We start from the raw sequence: 16,984 nt of genomic DNA on the forward strand, positions 1-16,984 counted from the left end.
ATCAGTCTCCGGAGGAGGGCGGTAGACTAGAATCTAATTGCCTCGCCGACTTTGCCGTCTCCTCTCCAGCAAACCCGCCGAGCTCCGCCCGGCACGCCTTCACCAGCGCCCCATCCGCCGCCAGGGAAAACCCGAAGCCGTTCCAGCGGTAGGCGGCCACCCGGGTCGTCCGCACGGTCGGATCCGGAACCAGAAACGAATCTCCCCGATGCAGGGCGCAAAGAACTCCCGGTTCCGAAGGCAAGGGCGTCGCATCCAGGAGCGGCCAGGCCAGTCCCGATCCGCGCCACTTGGCCACCGGTCCCGCAGGTCCCAATCGGTATACGTAGGGGCGGGGCGCCGTTTCCCGATCGAGGCTGGAGTAATGCCGCTCGAGCGCGAAAAGGTATTCACCGGAATCGCCGCGCAATCGGAAGGGGCTGGCGCAAAGCAGTTCCGATGCCGGAGTGCTCCAGCGAACGCGACGGCCTTCCGCGCCCGGCCTTGACCATTCCAAGTAGGCCGTGTCGTTGCGCCATATGCTCTCTACGATAGCCAGGGGATGCGGGCGGACGGGAACGGAATCGGCGCAATGCAGCAAGGAAGCCGCATTATCGGCCCCGTACGCATCGGGTGGCCGCGGGAAGAAGCCATCGGCCTCGGCTTCGGTCTTGCGGGACCGGCATACGAATCCCTTGGCTTCCAAGCGGCAGTCCGCCACTTCTCCATGCCGCGTATCCGGATACTTCTGATCGAATAGGTGGTTGCCGAGGGAATAGAAGACGGGAATCCCGGCCACGCAGGTATCGGGCTGGACCACGTGGGGATGCGCGCCCAGGATGAGGTCGGCGCCGCGGCTGGCGAGCCAACGCGCGCCCGCGATTTGATCCTCCCCCGGCCAATCCCGCAGCTCGCCGCCCCAATGCATGAACACGATCACGCGTTCGGCGAAGGCCCGGGCGAAACGCAGCTTGCGTCCCTCGGCCAGGCCCGGCAGGGTTTGCGCGCGGCCGTCCTTGCCGGGGATCAAGGTCATGGCCACGAAGGCGACGGCGCGCCCGTCGATCACGCGGAAGAGGGGCGAATCCTCGAAGCCCACGGGGAGCATCCCGTGGGCCCGCAAGGCCCCCCGCGTGCGCGAGAATCCCGCGGGCCCCAAGTCGAAGGCATGGTTGTTGGCCATCGAGAGCGCGGTGAAACCCGCGTTCCGCATGTCTTCCAGCAGGCTATCCGGGATGGCGAAGCAGGGACCGGGCGCCGGGGAACACTCCGAGGCCGGGCCCACCGCGCCTTCCAGGTTCCCCATCACCCAATCCGCGCCTTGCAAAAACGGCGTCCAATCCCGCCACGGGGAGATCCCGCGATCATTCCTTTCACGGATCACGCCACGGGCCAGCAGGACGTCCCCGACGAAGACGAACCGCGGGTTTTCCGGGGCGGCCTGCGCTGGCGCCTTGGTTCGCGAGGGAGCGGGAGGCGAAGCGGGCGCCAGATGGGCGAGCGCGACGGACAGCGCCATCAAGCCCCGCGTCAGAACGGCGCGCGCGGCGGGCATCTGAGAGATCGGTTCGTGATGAAGGGCCGGATCCAATCCGGTCGATTGCGTTTGACGAGCTCGGCCTGCCATTCCTTGTCGTCGTACAGATGCGGGCCCGCGAATTCGTAGTAGGAATAGACCGCGCCCTTCACCATCTCCCGCCTTCCGAAGTAAGGAACCATCTGATCCCATTCCAGCGGATGCCCTACCGCCGCGAACCGGTAGCCGTCGGGGCCCGAGGCTACGTCGATGATCTTGGGGATGGGGTCCGGATTGATCAATCCATCGTCTTCCGATCCGATCGATTTGTACAACAGAAAATGGTGCTCCGCCACGCGGCCGATGGTGAGGATGTCCTCGTATTCGGAGTCGTCCAGCGCTACCCCATGCAGTTCCTTATCCGCGATCTCCTGCATCCGCCGGGCCGCCAGTGCGGAAGCCAGCAAACGCTCGCGTAGCCCTTTTCCCAACGCCCTGTCCGCTTCCGGAGCGCCCGGCCTCGCCGCCGGCACCTTGGCGGCCGTGGCTTCGAATAGGCCGGCCAAGGCGGCGAAGGTAAGCGGGTCGGGTTCCACGAACCCCCGCGGGGGCCGCTGGATCATCTCTTCATATCCGCCTTCCCCGCATTCGGCTCCGGTCCGCTCATTGACCAACACGGTGGCGTGGCGCAAGGTGGCCCAGGACGCCAGCCCGGTTTGTAAACGCTTGGCGGGCCAGGTCCGCCAGTCGGCCGCGCCCCCGGGAAGGGCCGGGGCATCGGCCCATTGCGTGCGCAGCGCGCCCATCCAACGGTCATACAGATTGGCCGAATCGTCTTCGGGCGGCCAAGGCCGGGTACGCAACTCCCGCAGCACCGCGTCGAGGTTGGGATACGCCGCCCTATCCTCCGCCAACACGGTGAGCGCGAGGGGATTCCCCAGGGCGGCCGGAAGGTCGACGCCGGCAGACAACACCCGCTGGCCTTTGGGCCCCATGATCTGCCTTTCCGGTGGCCAGCTTTTATGGTATACGGTGGAGTTGAGGATCTCATTGTCCATGCCCCAGGAAAGCGGGAACACGGCGGGACGGGGCGCGCCCCCGAAGGCGGGCCGGATCGCCATGCCCTCGTCCCAGACCAGGGGCGAGCGGGATGGGGCGATGAAGGATCGGTAAGGATGGATCCAGGCGAGCGCCTTCGCTTTCAAATCCGGGGGCGCGGACCGGAGTTCGGCGAGGCGAACGGTGTCGCTGGCCAAACGGGTCAGGTACATGAAGCCTTTGAAATAAGCCCGGAACTCGTCATCGGACGCGTAATGCCCGCGGGGTTTCAGTTCCCCGTAATCGACGCTCCCGCCCAGCAGCCTGGACGAGAAGGATCCCTGCGCCGCGAGAATGCGGGGCGCTTCCCCGAAGGCGTCCGTGCGGCCGGCCTTAAAGGCCGCCAAGGCCCCGAATACGCCGTCCCAATAGGATCGCGGAGCCTGCCGCCGGTAATATTCCGAAGCGGCCGTTATGAAATCCCAGAACGCATGCAAAGTGCTCTTCCGCTCCGCCAAGGTAAACACGCCCTCATAGGCGGCGGCGTAGACCTCCCAGAAGATATCGGTGGTCACCAGGTAGGGACGCGTCGGGATTTCGCGATCATATCCATCCCCGCAACCGTAATTCTCGGTATCGTACAGGTTGTACATCTGCGCGAAGTCTGAATTCCGGAACAGGGCGCCGGCGGAGATCAGGCTTTTCTGGTCTTCCGGCGTTTCGGCGAACATCCAGGCATTGACGACGTCCGCCAGCGGGACCTTCACGGGGATGTAGGCCAAAACGTTTTCCGCGGCGAGCACCCCGAGCAGCCCTTTCCCGTCCGGAGTAGAAGAGGGCGTGAAGGCGAACGAGGACGCGGGCGCCAGCGTGCCCTGGGAGCGCCCGTCGCGGCCCAACAATTCCACTCCCGGCTTTCCAGGACGCCAATGCAAGAGTCCCATCCCGTTAGGGGTAGCGGTGAGGGTACCCCCGCAGGGCTTTCCGGGAACGGCATGGCTGTTCGCCCAGCCTTTGTAATACTCGGCGACCTCGAAGCATCCGGCGGAATCCTGCCAGAGCATAAGATGCCCGGCGGGATGGAAACCCAGGGGCAGGGCATAGGCGGCGATGAGCTGGCTGGGCGCCTCCTCATCCTTTATATTGCCGGTGACGGTCAAGGCGCTGCCGATCGCCTGATAGGGCGACTTCCCGTACTCGGTGATGCTGCGGATGGCGTAACCCGCCGTTCCCTTGGCGCCGAAGAACAGACGGTAAGCGAGGGAGTCGCGGCCTTGCCCGGTGATGAAGGGCCGAGGACCCGCCACCAGGCGTCGCAGGGCGTTGCCCGTAGCATAAATGCATTCCGGCGGCTTCCCTGGCGCTGCCGGATCCCAGGCCAGGATGACGGAAACTGCCGCCTTCCCCACCTTTCGGCCCAACAGGAAAAGCCCTACCCCGAGAGGATGCCACGCCAACGATTGCAGGCGCACATCGGGAGGTACCGGCCAACCCGAGTCCGGTTTGGCGGCGGTGAAATCCCACATCCGGATCGTTTGCCTGCCGCCTGCCGATTCGATCAGGACGGCCGCCCGGCCTCCGCGGGGATCTGCGTCCAGATCGACCACCTTGTCGCCCGGAGCCAAGGGTAAGCGCGTGGCGGAATCGGGCGAGGGGCTGACGCTGGGTTCGGGCAGACCCGAGAAATCGCCCCCGCGCGCGAAGGCGGGGAAGCATAGGGCCAGGACGCAAATCCAGAAGGGAATGCGCGAGGCCGGGCGCGCGAACGGCGGATGTTTTCCCATGGGACTCCCGAATGCGATGAATGCGCCGTGAAAAGATAGATCGGATCCGTGCCTAAGGCGAACCCCTATCCCCCGACCCCAGAATGACATACGACGCCCCCCGGCGGAAATAAACTGCCGCCACCCCCTTACCTTTCGGGCGCGCCGGCCGATATCCTTGTGAAGCGAATCACGGATCGACCCGCACACCCTATTCCTCGGAGACGCACGGATGCCGAACCGCCGGAGACCTTTCCCATTTATTGTCCTGGACTTTCCCAGGGCGTTCTCCTTGGACCCCCAAGCCATCGGGGCCTGCATGCTCTTCGCCGGCCTCGTCGCCGCGCTGACCAGTTGCGGCACGGCCCCTGCCGAGCCCACGGTCGATGCCACCAAGGTGCCGCAGGCCCAATGCAACACTACGGTCGTCCTCGGCAAGGTCGGCGCCCTCGCCAAGACCGACGCCATCTCCCTGTCCAAGCTCATCATCGTGGGCGTCTCGGCGGCCACCCCGCCCGACACCATCCGGGACACATCCACCGTTTCCGGGAACTCCCAGGTTACGGTAACCCGGACGTTTACCTTGAAGCCGCTGCGCAACTGGACGTTCACGGCCACCAGCAAGGATTCCAAGGACTCGGTGGTCCACCAGGGTTCCACCGCCGCTTTCTACGTCAAGCCCGCCGATACCGCGGTGGTGAGCCTTAGCCTGGTCTCCCGCTTCGCCATGTACCAGGCCAATTTCAACACCCTGCCCGACAGCATCGCCTCGGCGACGGCGGGCACGGGCAAGGACGTGGTGAAATTCAAGCGCCTGGTCATGAAACTGGACGGCGTCATCAAGGCGGACTCCTCCGCTTCCGCGTACTACCCGGCCCTGCAAACCGTCAGCCTGTACTTCGATTACGTGGGAATCGGCAGCCATGCGGTGGTGCTCGAAGCCTACGGGGACGTCAATACCGCCACCAACACCCTCCTCTACACGGGCACGACCACCTTTACCGTCTCGGCGGGCACCGACGATACCAAATCGGTGACCCTGGGCTGGGTGGGCCCGACCACCGGGTCCAGCAAGATTTCCGTCACCTTGGGTAAGGTCGGGAAAATAAACGTCAATGGCACTTTGCCGGGCACCGTGCTGCTGAAAGGAGCCGCCCAATGAACGCTCGCTCCGTCCTAATTGCCGCGGCCGCCCTGCTCGCCATCGTCATGGCCGGTTGCACCAAGAATCCTGCTTCTTCTGACGATGGATCGAAGCAACAGGAAAACGCCGCCAAGGCCCAGGCCGAATCCGATAGCGCCGCCGCCGCCATGCTGCTGCCCGCTTACCAGGCCAATCGCGAAGCGTCCTCCCATGTGCGCCTGATGGCGTCCAAGGGCAGCGTCGCGCAACCGGCGGCCCAGCCGGGAGCAGGCACGCCCGTCTTGGGGACCCCGGTCCCGATATCGGCCAAGGACTTATCGCCCAAGCGCCAGCCCGACATCGCCACGGCCCTGCTCAAGCGCGCCGTCTTAGGCAAAATCTCCGCTGCCGCCGCCGGCGGCGATTCCTCCTGGTTCGTCCTGGACGACTCCTCCCATGGGCATATCCTCTGGGTGCACGCCTTCCTCCAGACGGAAGCGGGCGCGGCGGTGGAGGCCCGCGACACCCTGGTGTACAAATGGCCGTACGGGCCCGACAATCGCACCGTGCTGGGCCATTCCGGCACGCGCGACTACGCCAACGGGGCGCGCCTGGCCTATGCCATTTCCGACGAGGACGGCGACGGGATGCTGAACGAAGCCACTCCGGGCACCAGGATCCGTCTCCGTAAGCAATGGATCACCGTCCATGCCGACACCGCCTGGAAATCCGTCCATCATACCGTGCATGGCTTCACCAACTTCTACGATAGCATCGGTCCCGGCTCGGATACGGGATGGACGGACACGGTGTTCGTGGGCGGCAAAATGGTCTCGTGGGACCGGCTGTTGGATGGCGACGGGGACGGTTTCGTCCTGACCGCCGCCGCCGGGAAAAAGGTGCGGGTGAACCGCGATGCCTACGTACAGTTGGGGACGGGCGTGTTCCGGCTGGATCACGAAAGCTTCGGGCCCGGCGCCGACGGCGACTTCCTCGCCGCCGACGATAATGAGCGCTATCCCTACAACAGCCAGACCATCGATGTCACCGGGCATACCCTGGCGTTGACGCGATACGGCGACGGCGATGGCGACGGGTTCTACTTCGATCCCGCGGCGGCCGCGGGCGGCAATCGCGCCTACATCGTGAACGAATATCCCGCCAACGACAGCGTGAAGGCCTGGACCGACAGCTTGGCCCAGATCCTATCGGGACCGGGCGGTGCGGACGCGAAGGTGGCCGCTTACGCATCGGCGCGCGAATACCTCGACGGGCGCAAGCTAAAGGTCTTTTCCCGCGTTCCCGGCAAGGACGCGTTCGGCCCGGCGGATACGGCGCAAATCTGGGAGAAATGGGATTTGACGGGACAGGCCGCCCGGGGCGATGCCGACTCCGCCCTCAGGGTAACCTGGATGATACCCGGGGAGCTGGGCGATCCTTCCGATGACAAGCTCACCCAAACCTATTCCCAGACCTGGAACCGGCCGGGCGTGGCCGCGATCTCCTCCTCCGAATTGCTGACCGCCACCGTCCCGTTCGCGCCCGGCCAGGCCGCATCGGCGGGAACCCTGACGCGCGAAGAACGGCGCAATCCCGTCTCTTCCAAGAGCCTTATCCGCACGGTTTGGTACCAGGAGTTCGGCGCCTCGGGTTCGGCGAGCGATTGGCGGCGCACCGATTACTTCGAAAGCGGCGACTCGGCGATTTCCACCGGCAGCGGCGCCTCGGGCGGATCGGGGAATTACACCCAGGTCCTGGGACCGGAAGCACGCAATTCCGGCGCTTATGATGCCGCCTCGGGGATCTTCGCCGATACCACCGCCTTCCTGGGGCCGAAGGGCGAAACGCGGGCGCGGGAAATCTCCTGGGGCCAGGTGGATGCGGCCAAGGGAACCGGCGATTACCGCGTCAAGCGCGTGGGCGGGAAGGACACCAGTACCGCGCACGTTACTGCCGTGGCCGACGGCAAGGATCTGGTGCTGACGCGGATCGAAGGTTCGGACACCCTACTGATGCGCTTGGCGGGTGATTCGGCGGTTCTGGAAAGGACCGTGGGCGGGGTGAAGCGGACCTATACCTGGACGGCCGCCTCCGGTGCCTACCAGGTTTCCGAACGGGACGTAGACGGCAAGGGTTCGGCCTTGGCTACCGGCCTCTACTTCTTCGGGCAGGATATGTCCGGATCAGGCACCCTCACGAGGACCCCCGCGGGCAAGCCGGCCGCCGACTCCCACGTGCAGTTCCAATCCGACGGGTCGGCTTTCCTGGACGGGATCCGCGTGTATCCCTAGCGGATGATGGCGCGGCTCGCTAACGGTAGTCTTCGGGCAGCAGGGCCACGTCGCCGCCGGCCTTCCGGAAGGCCTTGAAGAAATCCCGGGCCTCGTCGCGGTTGCCCGCCTTGTCCGAAGCGTAACCGGCCCAATAATAGGGCTCCGGTTCCTGCGGGCAAATGGAGATGGCCTTGTCGCTGCTGTGACGGCCGCCGGTATAATCCCCCGTCACCGATTGCGCCCGGGCCAGGCCGGCCAGCAGGTCGCAGGAGTTGGGGTTATCGATCAGAGCTTCCTGGTAATGCTTGAGGGCCTCGCGCTTCTTGCCTTGCGCCAACAAGGCCTCGCCCATCGCCACCACCGCCTTCGGTTCGGAATGGTCGAGGGCGTAAGCCTTTTGGGCCAACGGCACCCATTGCTCCGGCGCGCCCAGGCGGCGCTTGGACAAGGCCAGCAGGGCCTGGGCCTCGGCGCCCTCCACCGCCAGCAGCGATCGCGCGTAGAAGTTCTCGGCGGCTTCGGGCTTGCCTTGGGCGGCGAAGGAAAGGCCCACTCCCAAGAGGCCCTTGGCCTTCCATTCGGGCGAAGCGCGCTGGGCCAGCTCGTTGAAATATTCCCGCGCCGCCTCGGGGCGCCCGAGCTTCACCGCGCATAAGCCTGTGTAATACAACGCTTCCAGGTAATCCTGCCGATACTTGAGGGCCTCGTCGAATTCGCCTTTGGCCTTGGACCAATTGCGATCCTCGTAATAGCAGAGCCCAAGATAATGATGGTAGTCGGCGTTGTTCTCTTCCTGCTTGGACAGGCTTTCCAGGATGGGCCGGGCCTGGTCGGAGCGATGGTTGCCGATCTGGGCGCGGGCCAAGGCGAAGCGCGCCTTGGGATGGGTAGGATCGGGGAAAGCGCGGACCACCGACAAGGCCTCGCCGGGCCGATTGGCGCGCAAGAGCGCCTCCACGTAGCGGGAGAGCAATTCCGGAGTCGGCTTGGCTTCGTAGAGGGGTTTGAATTCCTTGGCGGCATCCGCCGAGCGCCCGGCCTGGAGCAGGCATTCGGCCAAAGAGGCATGTCCCGAGGGCGTCAGGTAAGTACGCAACGGCTCGAGCAGGGATAACGCGGATCCGAATTCGTCCTGGGCGATGCTCAAGCGGGCCAGGGCTTCGGCGTACTCGGGAGCCGGCGTCGCCTCCCAGGCCTTCTTGTAATGATCCAGGGCCACCCCCGGTTGGGTATCCGCCTCGGCGATGCGGCCCAGCCAATAGTGGGAGCGCGGATCGCCGGTTTGGGCGCGCTCTTGCAGTAGCTTTTCGATCTCGCCCCGATCGGTAAGCCTAAGCGAGATTTCCGCGAGCAGATCCATGGCTTCGGGGAAGGGCGACAGGCGCACGCTTTTCCAGAGGGCATTGGCGGCTTCGGAATGACGCCCTTCCTTCTCGGCCAGAACGGCGACGCCGTAGGAACCCTTCGCCTTCCAATAGGGATCCGGCGCTTCCCGCAAGGCCTGGAAGCGCCCGAGCGCTTCGGCTTCGCGTCCCAGGCGCATCAAGGCTTCGGCCTCCAGGTAGCGCGCCGAGGGATGGCCGCTCACCACCAGCTTGTTGGCCTGCTCCAAGGCATCGACGGCGCCGGAGAAATCGCCTTTGGCGAAGAGCCCCCGCCCTTTCAGGTACTGGACTTCGGCGTTCTGCGGTCGCGCCGTGGCGATGCGGCCCATCAAGGCGCTGGGCTTGAAGGAAGCCTCGTCGCCCTCGTCCCGGTAACCGGGCGCGTCCTTCCCCCAGGCTTTCTTCCAGCGCGCCAGGAAGCGATCTTTGGCTTTTTCCGGGAGGGCGGGATCGGCCAACAATTCCGATGCGATTTGCGAGACCAGTTCGACGGGAGCCTTGGTCTTACGGACTTCCTTGGGGCCGGGAAGCTTACGAGGCTCGCGGACGGCGGCGCGCAAGGAGGCGGAGACTTCCCGCACCGTTTCCGGATCCACCTCGAGGTAACGTTTCATCCCCCCGAGCCGTCCCCAACCGAGGGAGTCGAGCAAGGGATACAGGGCGGAGGCCAGGTAATAGCGCGTTTCGATGGGGCGATCTTGCGAGAGGAATTCCGCCCACAACAATTCGCACATCGCTCCGGTATAAGCGGTGGAGGTATCGCGCCCGTCGAAGAAGGCGGAAAGGTGGACCACCGAGTCCTCCGCGTTCTCCCGGAAGAAAGCTTCCTGGTGGACCAGGGTCAGGAAGCCCCGCGCCAGGCCCGGATAATATCCGGAGGCGGCCGCCTTGGCTTCGCGGGCATTGTCCGGCTTGCCGGACTTGGGCGCTTTGGCCGGCTTCTCATGGGGGGTCGCATCGACGTACACGTCCCGGGCGGAAGTATCGGAAGGGGAGAGATGATAGAAACGGAAGACTTGTTCGGGCCGCCAGTTCCGCGCGAGATAGACGACCTTGACGTTGGGGACGGCCACCTTGCGGATGCGATAGATGCCGCGCCCATTCGTTACCGCGGCGCCGATCTTCTTTTGCCCATCGTACACGGACACTTGCACCCCGCCGATGCCGCGCGCCGACCCGTCGGGCCGCATGGTGCCGCGATCGACCACGCGGCCATGCAAATCCCCCGCCCTGGGCCGCGCGGACAATGGCCCCAAGGCCGCCGCGGCCAAAAGGCCGAAACGCAAAGCGAAGCTCAAATGCATAGGTCCGGTAAACCTAGGTCCTTTGAGGGAAGGCGGCTGCCGGAAAATGGGGAATGCAGGGGAGGAAGCCGGGTCGAAACAGCCCATTCCCCTTAATGGGCCAACACCGATCTCGCGGTTTCACTCGCCCAGGTATTGCCGTCTTTAGCCAAATCGGTAAGCGTCTTTTTGGAGAAATCGTCTTTAGCGAGCGAGAGGGCGAAGATGGCTTGGTTGCGCAGAGTCATCTTGAAGAATTCTTCGATAGGGATTTGGGTTTTGCTGGAGGGATCCATGGCCATGGTGCCCACATTGTGGAGAGGAATCATCACCTTCCACTTGGCCATGTCCCGGCCCTGGGCGATTTCAGCCAAGGTTTTTTCGGCTGCTTCGTTCGTCCGGTTGCGCTTCTTTGCGATTTTCAAAAGAGATTGGGAGGCAAGGACCCGGAAGTTGACGCGTTCATCCTTGCGGCATTTTTCCAACAGGCGGATGAACCTGGGAACCAGTTCCTCGGCCAAGGGGAGATTAGGGACTTCGGCGGCGGCTTCGAGCCTGACCCATTCATCCTCGTCCTTCTCGATCAAATCGGCGAAAAGGGTTTGCGTCGCCGCATCGAGGACGGACTTATCCAATCCGGCCAGCCTGGCGACATAGAAGGAACGCATGGACTCGCCGCCGCGGTTCCGCATTTCCTTGTCGGGCCGTTTGATCTGGGCGATATACTGCTGGCGTTCCTGCAAGGCGGTGGGCTCGACGCCGGCTACGTCTCCCGAAATGATTTTCGGGGACAGGCAGAAACCGATCATGGCCAAGGCCGGTAGCCCAATCCGGATCGAACGATTCATCATCCCTGAATTTTACAATTAATCCGGTTTACCATCGGTATTTTTAGGGGACAATTTTATTGGTTATCGAAGGAGCGGGCCGGGGAGTCCCCTTCTTGCGAAGGGGACTCCCCGGCCGCGGGAAGAAATCGTTCAGGACGCTTGGTAGACTTGCGCGAATTCCTTCGCGAACTGCTCGACGGTGGTCGGCGTGGTGGCGGCGGGAGTGCGCTTCGGAATCGATATGGTCTTTTCGTTGAAGCCCTTGTTCATCTCGATGAAACTCTCGCCCACGCTCTGGGAAATGCCGGCTCCCATCATGCCCTTCAAGGCGTCCTCGTAGGGGAATTGCACGTACTTGAGATCGGGCTTGCCGATGGCCTTGCCCAAGGCGGCGGTCGCTTCGTTCATGGTCAAATCCTTGGGCCCCATGAGCGGGGCGATCTCCCGGCCCTTCCAATCCTTCTTCAGCATGCGGTTGGCGGCGTACTCGGCGATGTCGCGGGTGGCGATCTGCGGGAACGCGACATCCCCTTTCAAGGGCCCCCCGTTGATCCCCATGCCCTTGATCATGCCGATGCTGCCGTACTGGTTTTCCATGAAATAACCGGGCCGCAGGATAAGGATATCCACGCCCGTCAAGGCGTTCAGTTTCTGCTCCAGGCGGTAGAGGCCCGCCACCGGCCCGTTGCCCTTGGGCATATCGCCGCCGACGCTGCTCAAAACCACCGCCGACTTCACGCCCGATTCCTTGAGGCCCTTCACCAAGGCCTCGCCGAAGCGCTCGTAATGCGCCAGGATGTCCTTGGAAGCCAAATCGGGGGGAACCATGAGGAAGACGCATTCCGCGCCCGCGAAGGTCTTGGCCAGGAAAACCGCGTCGGCGGAATCGCCCGCCGCCGTCTGCGCGCCCTGCTTGGCCAGCTTCGCCAGCTTGTCCTGGCTGCGCCCGATCGCCTTCACCTGCTTGCCTTCTTTGAGCAGCCGTTCCGCGATGCCGCCGCCCACTTTGCCCGTCGCTCCGGTGATTACGTACATAGCCCTATCCTTTGTTGAGGGTGGGGCGAAAATACCTTCGGGCGGAGCCAAGGGCAAGAAGGCACCGAAGCGTGACCGGGGCACGTGCCGGTGACCGGATGCGAAGCTGGCCTTAAATCTTATCCCAATCAGGCGCCTTTTTCTTGCCAACCTTTTTCATCACCGCATCAAAATCACCCAAGATCTCCTTTTTGGTTTTGTCCTTCCAAATATCCTGGAAATAGCTCTGGGTTTCGGACTGGATGACTTCCTTGGTAAAAGCATAAAGCGCGAATTGATTAAGCGAAACGCCTTGTTCGTCCGCCATGAGCTCAACCTTGTGTTTAAGTTCATTCGGAAGCCGGATGATTAAGGTACTCTGCTTACTTTTCATTTCTTTTCCTCCACCCTTTCACGAAGCTGGATGGCGTCGCGACTAAAAAATCAGGAAAACGCAATTGCGAATGATGGGTAAAATCGCGAACATTATTCGTAATCACGAATTGAGCCCCGCTTGCGACGGCAAGCTCCACAAAAATGTTGTCGCTTTCATCCCTCAGGTTGGGCCTGAAGTGGAAATGCGTATCGAATGGTCTTCCGATATAGGCGAGAAACGATAAGACATGCTCCACGTCCTCTACTCCCATGCCAAAATCCTTAAGGCTTTTTTTCCTTTTTAAAACTTCTTCATATTCAGCGAAGACCTTGAGGGAGAGGGCCAGCTTAATCTTTTGATGCCGGATGAGGCCCAGAATGAAGTGAGATGCGCCCTCCGAACTGTATAGGGATTGGAAAAGAACGTTAGTGTCTAACACGACAAGCACGATTACAAGATAGCGTATGCGCTATCACGAGTCAATAAATTGCTATGGTTTCCTGGGGTTTTTAGGTTTTCCCTACCAGAATAGCTGCTTCAACCAAGCTTCAATGGATGCTGGGCTTAGGGCTTCAACGTGAGGGCGCCGGGATCGGACCAATTGCCCGCCATGTCCTTTTCTTCCACTTGCAGGGTATAGCTTCCCGCCGGCAGGCCCGAGGGCACGTAGGCGACCGCTTGCGTTTCCGGGGACCAATCGGTCTGCGTGGACAACCGGTAGCGGAAGATCCGCGCGCCGTCCGAGCCGGATCCGGGGGACCAGTTCCATGCGGGCCCGGCCCCGTACGCGCCCGACACGGCGGGCGGCGGCGGCGGAAGCCGATCCACTTGTATCGACCGGCTCACGGGCGGCGATAGGTTGCCGGCCGAATCCGTTTCGCGGATTTCGAGGTAATAGGTCTGGTTCTGGGGCGCCGTAAGGATGAGGGTGGTTCCGGATTGACCCGCCGCCGTCGTCCCGTTCAGCGAGACCAGGAACCGATCGCCGGCATCGCCCGTCCGCGTCCAGGACCATTGCACCGGCCCGGAGTAAGATGCGTTGACGACCGTCGGCGAAGACGCCACGGTGAAGGCAGGGGCCGCGGGAGCGATCGTATCCCTAAGGACGAAGGTCGTATCCGCGCCCCGGTTGCCCACGGAGTCCCGCGCCGATCGCACGATGGCGATGCGGCCTTGCTTGCCGGAGAGATCCTCGCCATCCGAATGTTGGATCAAGGTTCCGCCGAGGGCCTGCTCCGTCCAGATCACTTCGACGAAGGCGGCATTGGTCAGGGTTCCGCGGGATGGCGATTGGATGGCGACCTTGGGGCCGGCGGTGATGACCCGGATGGCGCGTTCTACGTTCGGCGAGGAGCTTCCGAACGCGTCCAGTTCGCGCAAGACCAGGGTATGCTCGCCATCGCGCAGGGAATCGGCGGTGAAGGTGGTCGCGCGCGTGTCGCGCTCCGGCCCGTTATCCAGGGAGATACGGAAGCGGCCCGTGCCTCCCGGAGCGCCGGTCCAGGCCCAGGTGGGCCGGGGATTGGCGGTCGGCGAGGCGGTCGTGCCCGCGCCGAAAGCGGGAGCGGCCACCCGCGATCCCGTTCCCACGTGCACCAATACGAAAGCCTGCGCCACGTTCCCTTCGCTATCGCGCACCGAGAAAATGGCCGTCACCACGCTGTCTTTCCCGTCATAGGCGCGCCGCGGCGCGGCCGTCCCTTGCCCGGTGGAATCGTCCCATCTCCCGTCCCCGTCCAGATCCCATTTCAATACCGCAACGGAACCATATTCCTGGGTCACCTTGATCGGGAACGATACGGTATCCCCCGGCCGAGCGCTGCGATCCGCGCCGACCTCGAGCACGGGAACGTCCCGCTTGACCACCACGTGGCAGGTCAGCGACAGGGACGGCTGGCTTTCGATAAAGCCCGTCACGTCGGCGGACCCTTCCGCGATGGCGGTGACCAAGCCGGTGGACGAGACTTGCGCCACCGCCACGTTAAGGCTCGCGAAGATGAGGTTCGCCTGGGAGCCTTCCGGGGTCGCCTGCGCATCCAATTGCAAGGACGGCCCGCCCACGAAGAGGACCGCTTGGGTAGGCGCCAGCGTGAGTCCGCGCGCCTTGACGGTCGAGGAAACCTTCACGTGGAGAATGGCGGACAAGGCCGGATCGCGCCGCGAACGCGCAGTGACGTCCGCTTCCCCCGGGATTCCCGGGAACAGCATCCCGCCCCCGTCCACGCGCACGACGGCGGAATCGGAGGAAGACCAGAGCAAGGCCGGATCGGCGCCTTTGGGCTGCACCTCGGCTTGCGCCGGCACGGCCTGGCTCTCCGAGGCCAGGAACATCGGGGAAGGGGTGAGCAGGGCCACCCGTAACGGCGGCGTTTCCCCCTGCCCATGGCTTCCGGTATCGTTCGCGGCCCCCCGCACCAGCACCTGGGGCGCTTCGGGGCCGTTCGGCCCCACCTTCACGGCGAAGACCAGGGCGCGGGCGGTGTCGCGGTAGGCGGTTATCAGGACCTGGTAAACGGAAGGCGCGTCGCTTCCCAGATCCAGATCGCGCAAGGCATGATCTTTCCCGGGGGCATAACGGCCGTGGAACACGCCGTCCTTGAAGGTTTTGCCGTTCGGGTAGAGGATATCCACCCGGATGCTGTCGTAGGTCGCCAGCGAGTCGTCCAGCCGCAGGGAAAGCAAGGTCGGCCTAGGGGCCTCGGAGAGATTGCAGGCCCAGAGCAAGGCGCAAAACGCGGCGAGGCCGGCGCGAGCGGATAAGATCAGGTTTTTCATTTCAGGGTGGCATCCACTTGGACGTGGCGGGGTTTGGGCTTGGCGTCCAACTCGACCCAGGTCAACGCGCCGGCTCCGGCCGCGGCCGCGCCCAAGGTCCACCACAGCCAACCCCTGGAAGGGGAGGCCGCCAGGGACGCATCCTGAGGCGAAGGCCCGGAGTCGGAACCTCGGGACCGATCCGGATCCGGGGGCCGGACGATCATAGGCGTATCGGGAACGGCCTCCTTTGGCAAGGCAGGCGGAGCTTGTCGGAGGGCCTTATCCGGAACGGGCGGGGCGGTCGGGGCGGGAGTTGCCGGCAAGGTGCCGGGCGTAGGGGAAGGATCCTGTTGGGCTTGGGACCGCAGGACATCGGCGCGCAAACGTTCGAACCAGGTTTTGGTCGCCGGCGGCAAATAGAGGTCGGCCGGATCGGAGTACGGATCGGCTTTGAGAGCCGCGCGGAAATGGGCCTCCGCCTTGGCGCGCCCGTCCTTCTCGCCCGCGTAGATGGCGCCCAGGTAGAGATGGGTGAACACCTTCTCTTGCGCCCCGACCTGGTGGGGATGGTTCTTGATGAAGCCTTCCAGGGCCGAACGCACGAACGGCATGTCCGCCCGCAAGTAGCCGTCGCGCACGGCGGCGGTATCGAGGTGCCCGTCGGGCAGCAGGCCGCCTTCGGCGCGCGGCATGCGCGCGCAGGCAAGGCAGAGGAAAAAGGCGATGCAAAGGCAGCGGGTCACGCGACCAGCATACCATGCCGGGAAGCCCGGAGCCATGGGTTCGGGGGCCGGAAACCTAAAGTAAAATCATAGAATCGGGATTAAGATCACAAATCGATCAGCGCTCTTCCACCACGTCCCAGCGCGTCTCGGGCCCGGAGCGCAACGGTACTACGCGCCCGGCCACCGTGGTATCGACGCCGTGATCGGTCGATTCGCTTCGCGCGAAGCCGTTGATGTAGACCCGCCGGCTGCGCGCGCTGCGGTTAGGCTGCGATCCGTGGATGGTGAAGGGGTTCCAGATCATCACGTCGCCCGGGTCCATGAGGCCGAGCTCGGCGGGCGCGAGCCGCTCCAGCACCCGGCGATTGGCTTCGTTGGCTTCCCATCCCTCATAGCCGCCTTCCATCAGGGTCCGCTTTTCCCGATGCGAGTACGGCACCATTTGCAGGCAACCGTTTTCTTCCGTGGCAGGATCGACGGCAATGGCCGTTTGCAGGAAACCCCCGTAGAGATCGCGGTAGGACGCGTCCGGTTTCCGGAAGGCGCTGTCCTGGTGCATCTGGAAGCTGACTTCGTCCCCGGGATTCTTGTAATGCATCTGGTTGGTGATGGAACGCAGATCGGGGCCTAAGAGTTGCATGACCAGCCCCAACAGGCGGGGCGAGGTGCGGAACTTGTTCAAGCCGGCATGGGAGGCCGCCGCCCATTTGGCGAATTTCAAGGTGGGTTTGCCCGCGATGGGCACGATGCGGAACTCGGTGAGGCCGCGTTTGGCGATGGCCTGCAACCCTTCCGCCTGCGCCAGGATATCCCCGAAATACCCGGCCAGCTCCGCGATTTCCCCCGGCGGGAACACGCCCGGGACGCGGACGAATCCACGGTCCCAATATTCGTCGATCCAGGGAGGGCGGGCCATGGAGGG

General features: G+C 63.8%; 12 protein-coding genes. 2 read left to right on the forward strand and 10 right to left on the reverse strand.

Going from position 1 to position 16,984, the window contains the following annotated elements:
• Nucleotide 1 precedes the first annotated feature (1 nt).
• Both JF616_03220 and JF616_03225 read right to left on the reverse strand, forming a co-directional pair.
• On the reverse strand, nt 2–1,534 hold the full coding sequence (locus tag JF616_03220; protein ID MBW8886747.1) for a CapA family protein: 1,533 nt from the start codon (nt 1,532–1,534) through the stop codon (nt 2–4).
• The gene (locus JF616_03225; protein ID MBW8886748.1) at nt 1,510–4,317 is read right to left on the reverse strand and encodes a DUF3160 domain-containing protein; all 2,808 of its coding nucleotides are present in this window, start codon (nt 4,315–4,317) and stop codon (nt 1,510–1,512) included. Before JF616_03225 ends, JF616_03220 begins: the two co-directional genes overlap by 25 nt.
• A gap of 271 nt (nt 4,318–4,588) precedes the next feature.
• Between JF616_03225 and JF616_03230 the strand changes: the two genes are divergently transcribed.
• Entirely contained in the window at nt 4,589–5,458 is an 870-nt protein-coding gene (locus tag JF616_03230) for a hypothetical protein (GenBank protein MBW8886749.1), read from the forward strand.
• Complete coding sequence (locus JF616_03235; protein MBW8886750.1) at nt 5,455–7,710, forward strand: hypothetical protein; 2,256 nt, start codon at nt 5,455–5,457, stop codon at nt 7,708–7,710. Before JF616_03230 ends, JF616_03235 begins: the two co-directional genes overlap by 4 nt.
• 19 nt (nt 7,711–7,729) lie before the next feature.
• On the opposite strand, the gene JF616_03240 is transcribed toward JF616_03235, so the two are convergent.
• The 8 genes from JF616_03240 to JF616_03275 form a co-directional block, all read right to left on the reverse strand.
• Nucleotides 7,730–10,381, reverse strand: a complete 2,652-nt coding sequence (locus JF616_03240) for a tetratricopeptide repeat protein (protein ID MBW8886751.1) — start codon at nt 10,379–10,381, stop codon at nt 7,730–7,732.
• 92 nt (nt 10,382–10,473) lie between these two features.
• Nucleotides 10,474–11,211, reverse strand: coding sequence for a hypothetical protein (locus tag JF616_03245; protein ID MBW8886752.1), 738 nt, complete (start codon nt 11,209–11,211; stop codon nt 10,474–10,476).
• 129 nt (nt 11,212–11,340) lie between these two features.
• A complete protein-coding gene (locus tag JF616_03250; protein ID MBW8886753.1) occupies nt 11,341–12,225 on the reverse strand; it encodes an NmrA family NAD(P)-binding protein in 885 nt (294 codons plus the stop codon).
• 112 nt (nt 12,226–12,337) lie between these two features.
• The gene (locus tag JF616_03255; GenBank protein MBW8886754.1) at nt 12,338–12,598 is read right to left on the reverse strand and encodes a toxin-antitoxin system HicB family antitoxin; all 261 of its coding nucleotides are present in this window, start codon (nt 12,596–12,598) and stop codon (nt 12,338–12,340) included.
• The gene (locus JF616_03260) at nt 12,588–13,028 is read right to left on the reverse strand and encodes a putative toxin-antitoxin system toxin component, PIN family (GenBank protein ID MBW8886755.1); all 441 of its coding nucleotides are present in this window, start codon (nt 13,026–13,028) and stop codon (nt 12,588–12,590) included. The genes JF616_03255 and JF616_03260 overlap by 11 nt, the downstream gene beginning before the upstream one ends.
• A gap of 116 nt (nt 13,029–13,144) precedes the next feature.
• Nucleotides 13,145–15,355 carry an Ig-like domain-containing protein gene (locus JF616_03265; protein ID MBW8886756.1) on the reverse strand — a complete coding sequence of 737 codons (2,211 nt, stop codon included), beginning with the start codon at nt 15,353–15,355 and terminating at the stop codon, nt 13,145–13,147.
• The gene (locus JF616_03270) at nt 15,352–16,080 is read right to left on the reverse strand and encodes a hypothetical protein (GenBank protein MBW8886757.1); all 729 of its coding nucleotides are present in this window, start codon (nt 16,078–16,080) and stop codon (nt 15,352–15,354) included. Before JF616_03270 ends, JF616_03265 begins: the two co-directional genes overlap by 4 nt.
• A gap of 97 nt (nt 16,081–16,177) precedes the next feature.
• Entirely contained in the window at nt 16,178–16,978 is an 801-nt protein-coding gene (locus tag JF616_03275) for a phytanoyl-CoA dioxygenase family protein (GenBank protein ID MBW8886758.1), read from the reverse strand.
• Nucleotides 16,979–16,984: the final 6 nt, after the last annotated feature.

The organism is Fibrobacterota bacterium (assembly GCA_019509785.1).
Classification (GTDB): domain Bacteria; phylum Fibrobacterota; class Fibrobacteria; order UBA11236; family UBA11236; genus Chersky-265.

Excerpts from the sequence above, each read along its gene's own strand:
- JF616_03220 (MBW8886747.1), bottom strand. The coding sequence starts at position 1,534 with ATGCCCGCCGCGCGCGCCGTTCTGACGCGGGGCTTGATGGCGCTGTCC.
- JF616_03225 (MBW8886748.1), bottom strand. The coding sequence starts at position 4,317 with ATGGGAAAACATCCGCCGTTCGCGCGCCCGGCCTCGCGCATTCCCTTC.
- JF616_03235 (MBW8886750.1), top strand. The coding sequence starts at position 5,455 with ATGAACGCTCGCTCCGTCCTAATTGCCGCGGCCGCCCTGCTCGCCATC.
- JF616_03240 (MBW8886751.1), bottom strand. The coding sequence starts at position 10,381 with ATGCATTTGAGCTTCGCTTTGCGTTTCGGCCTTTTGGCCGCGGCGGCC.
- JF616_03245 (MBW8886752.1), bottom strand. The coding sequence starts at position 11,211 with ATGATGAATCGTTCGATCCGGATTGGGCTACCGGCCTTGGCCATGATC.
- JF616_03250 (MBW8886753.1), bottom strand. The coding sequence starts at position 12,225 with ATGTACGTAATCACCGGAGCGACGGGCAAAGTGGGCGGCGGCATCGCG.
- JF616_03255 (MBW8886754.1), bottom strand. The coding sequence starts at position 12,598 with ATGAAAAGTAAGCAGAGTACCTTAATCATCCGGCTTCCGAATGAACTT.
- JF616_03265 (MBW8886756.1), bottom strand. The coding sequence starts at position 15,355 with ATGAAAAACCTGATCTTATCCGCTCGCGCCGGCCTCGCCGCGTTTTGC.
- JF616_03275 (MBW8886758.1), bottom strand. The coding sequence starts at position 16,978 with ATGGCCCGCCCTCCCTGGATCGACGAATATTGGGACCGTGGATTCGTC.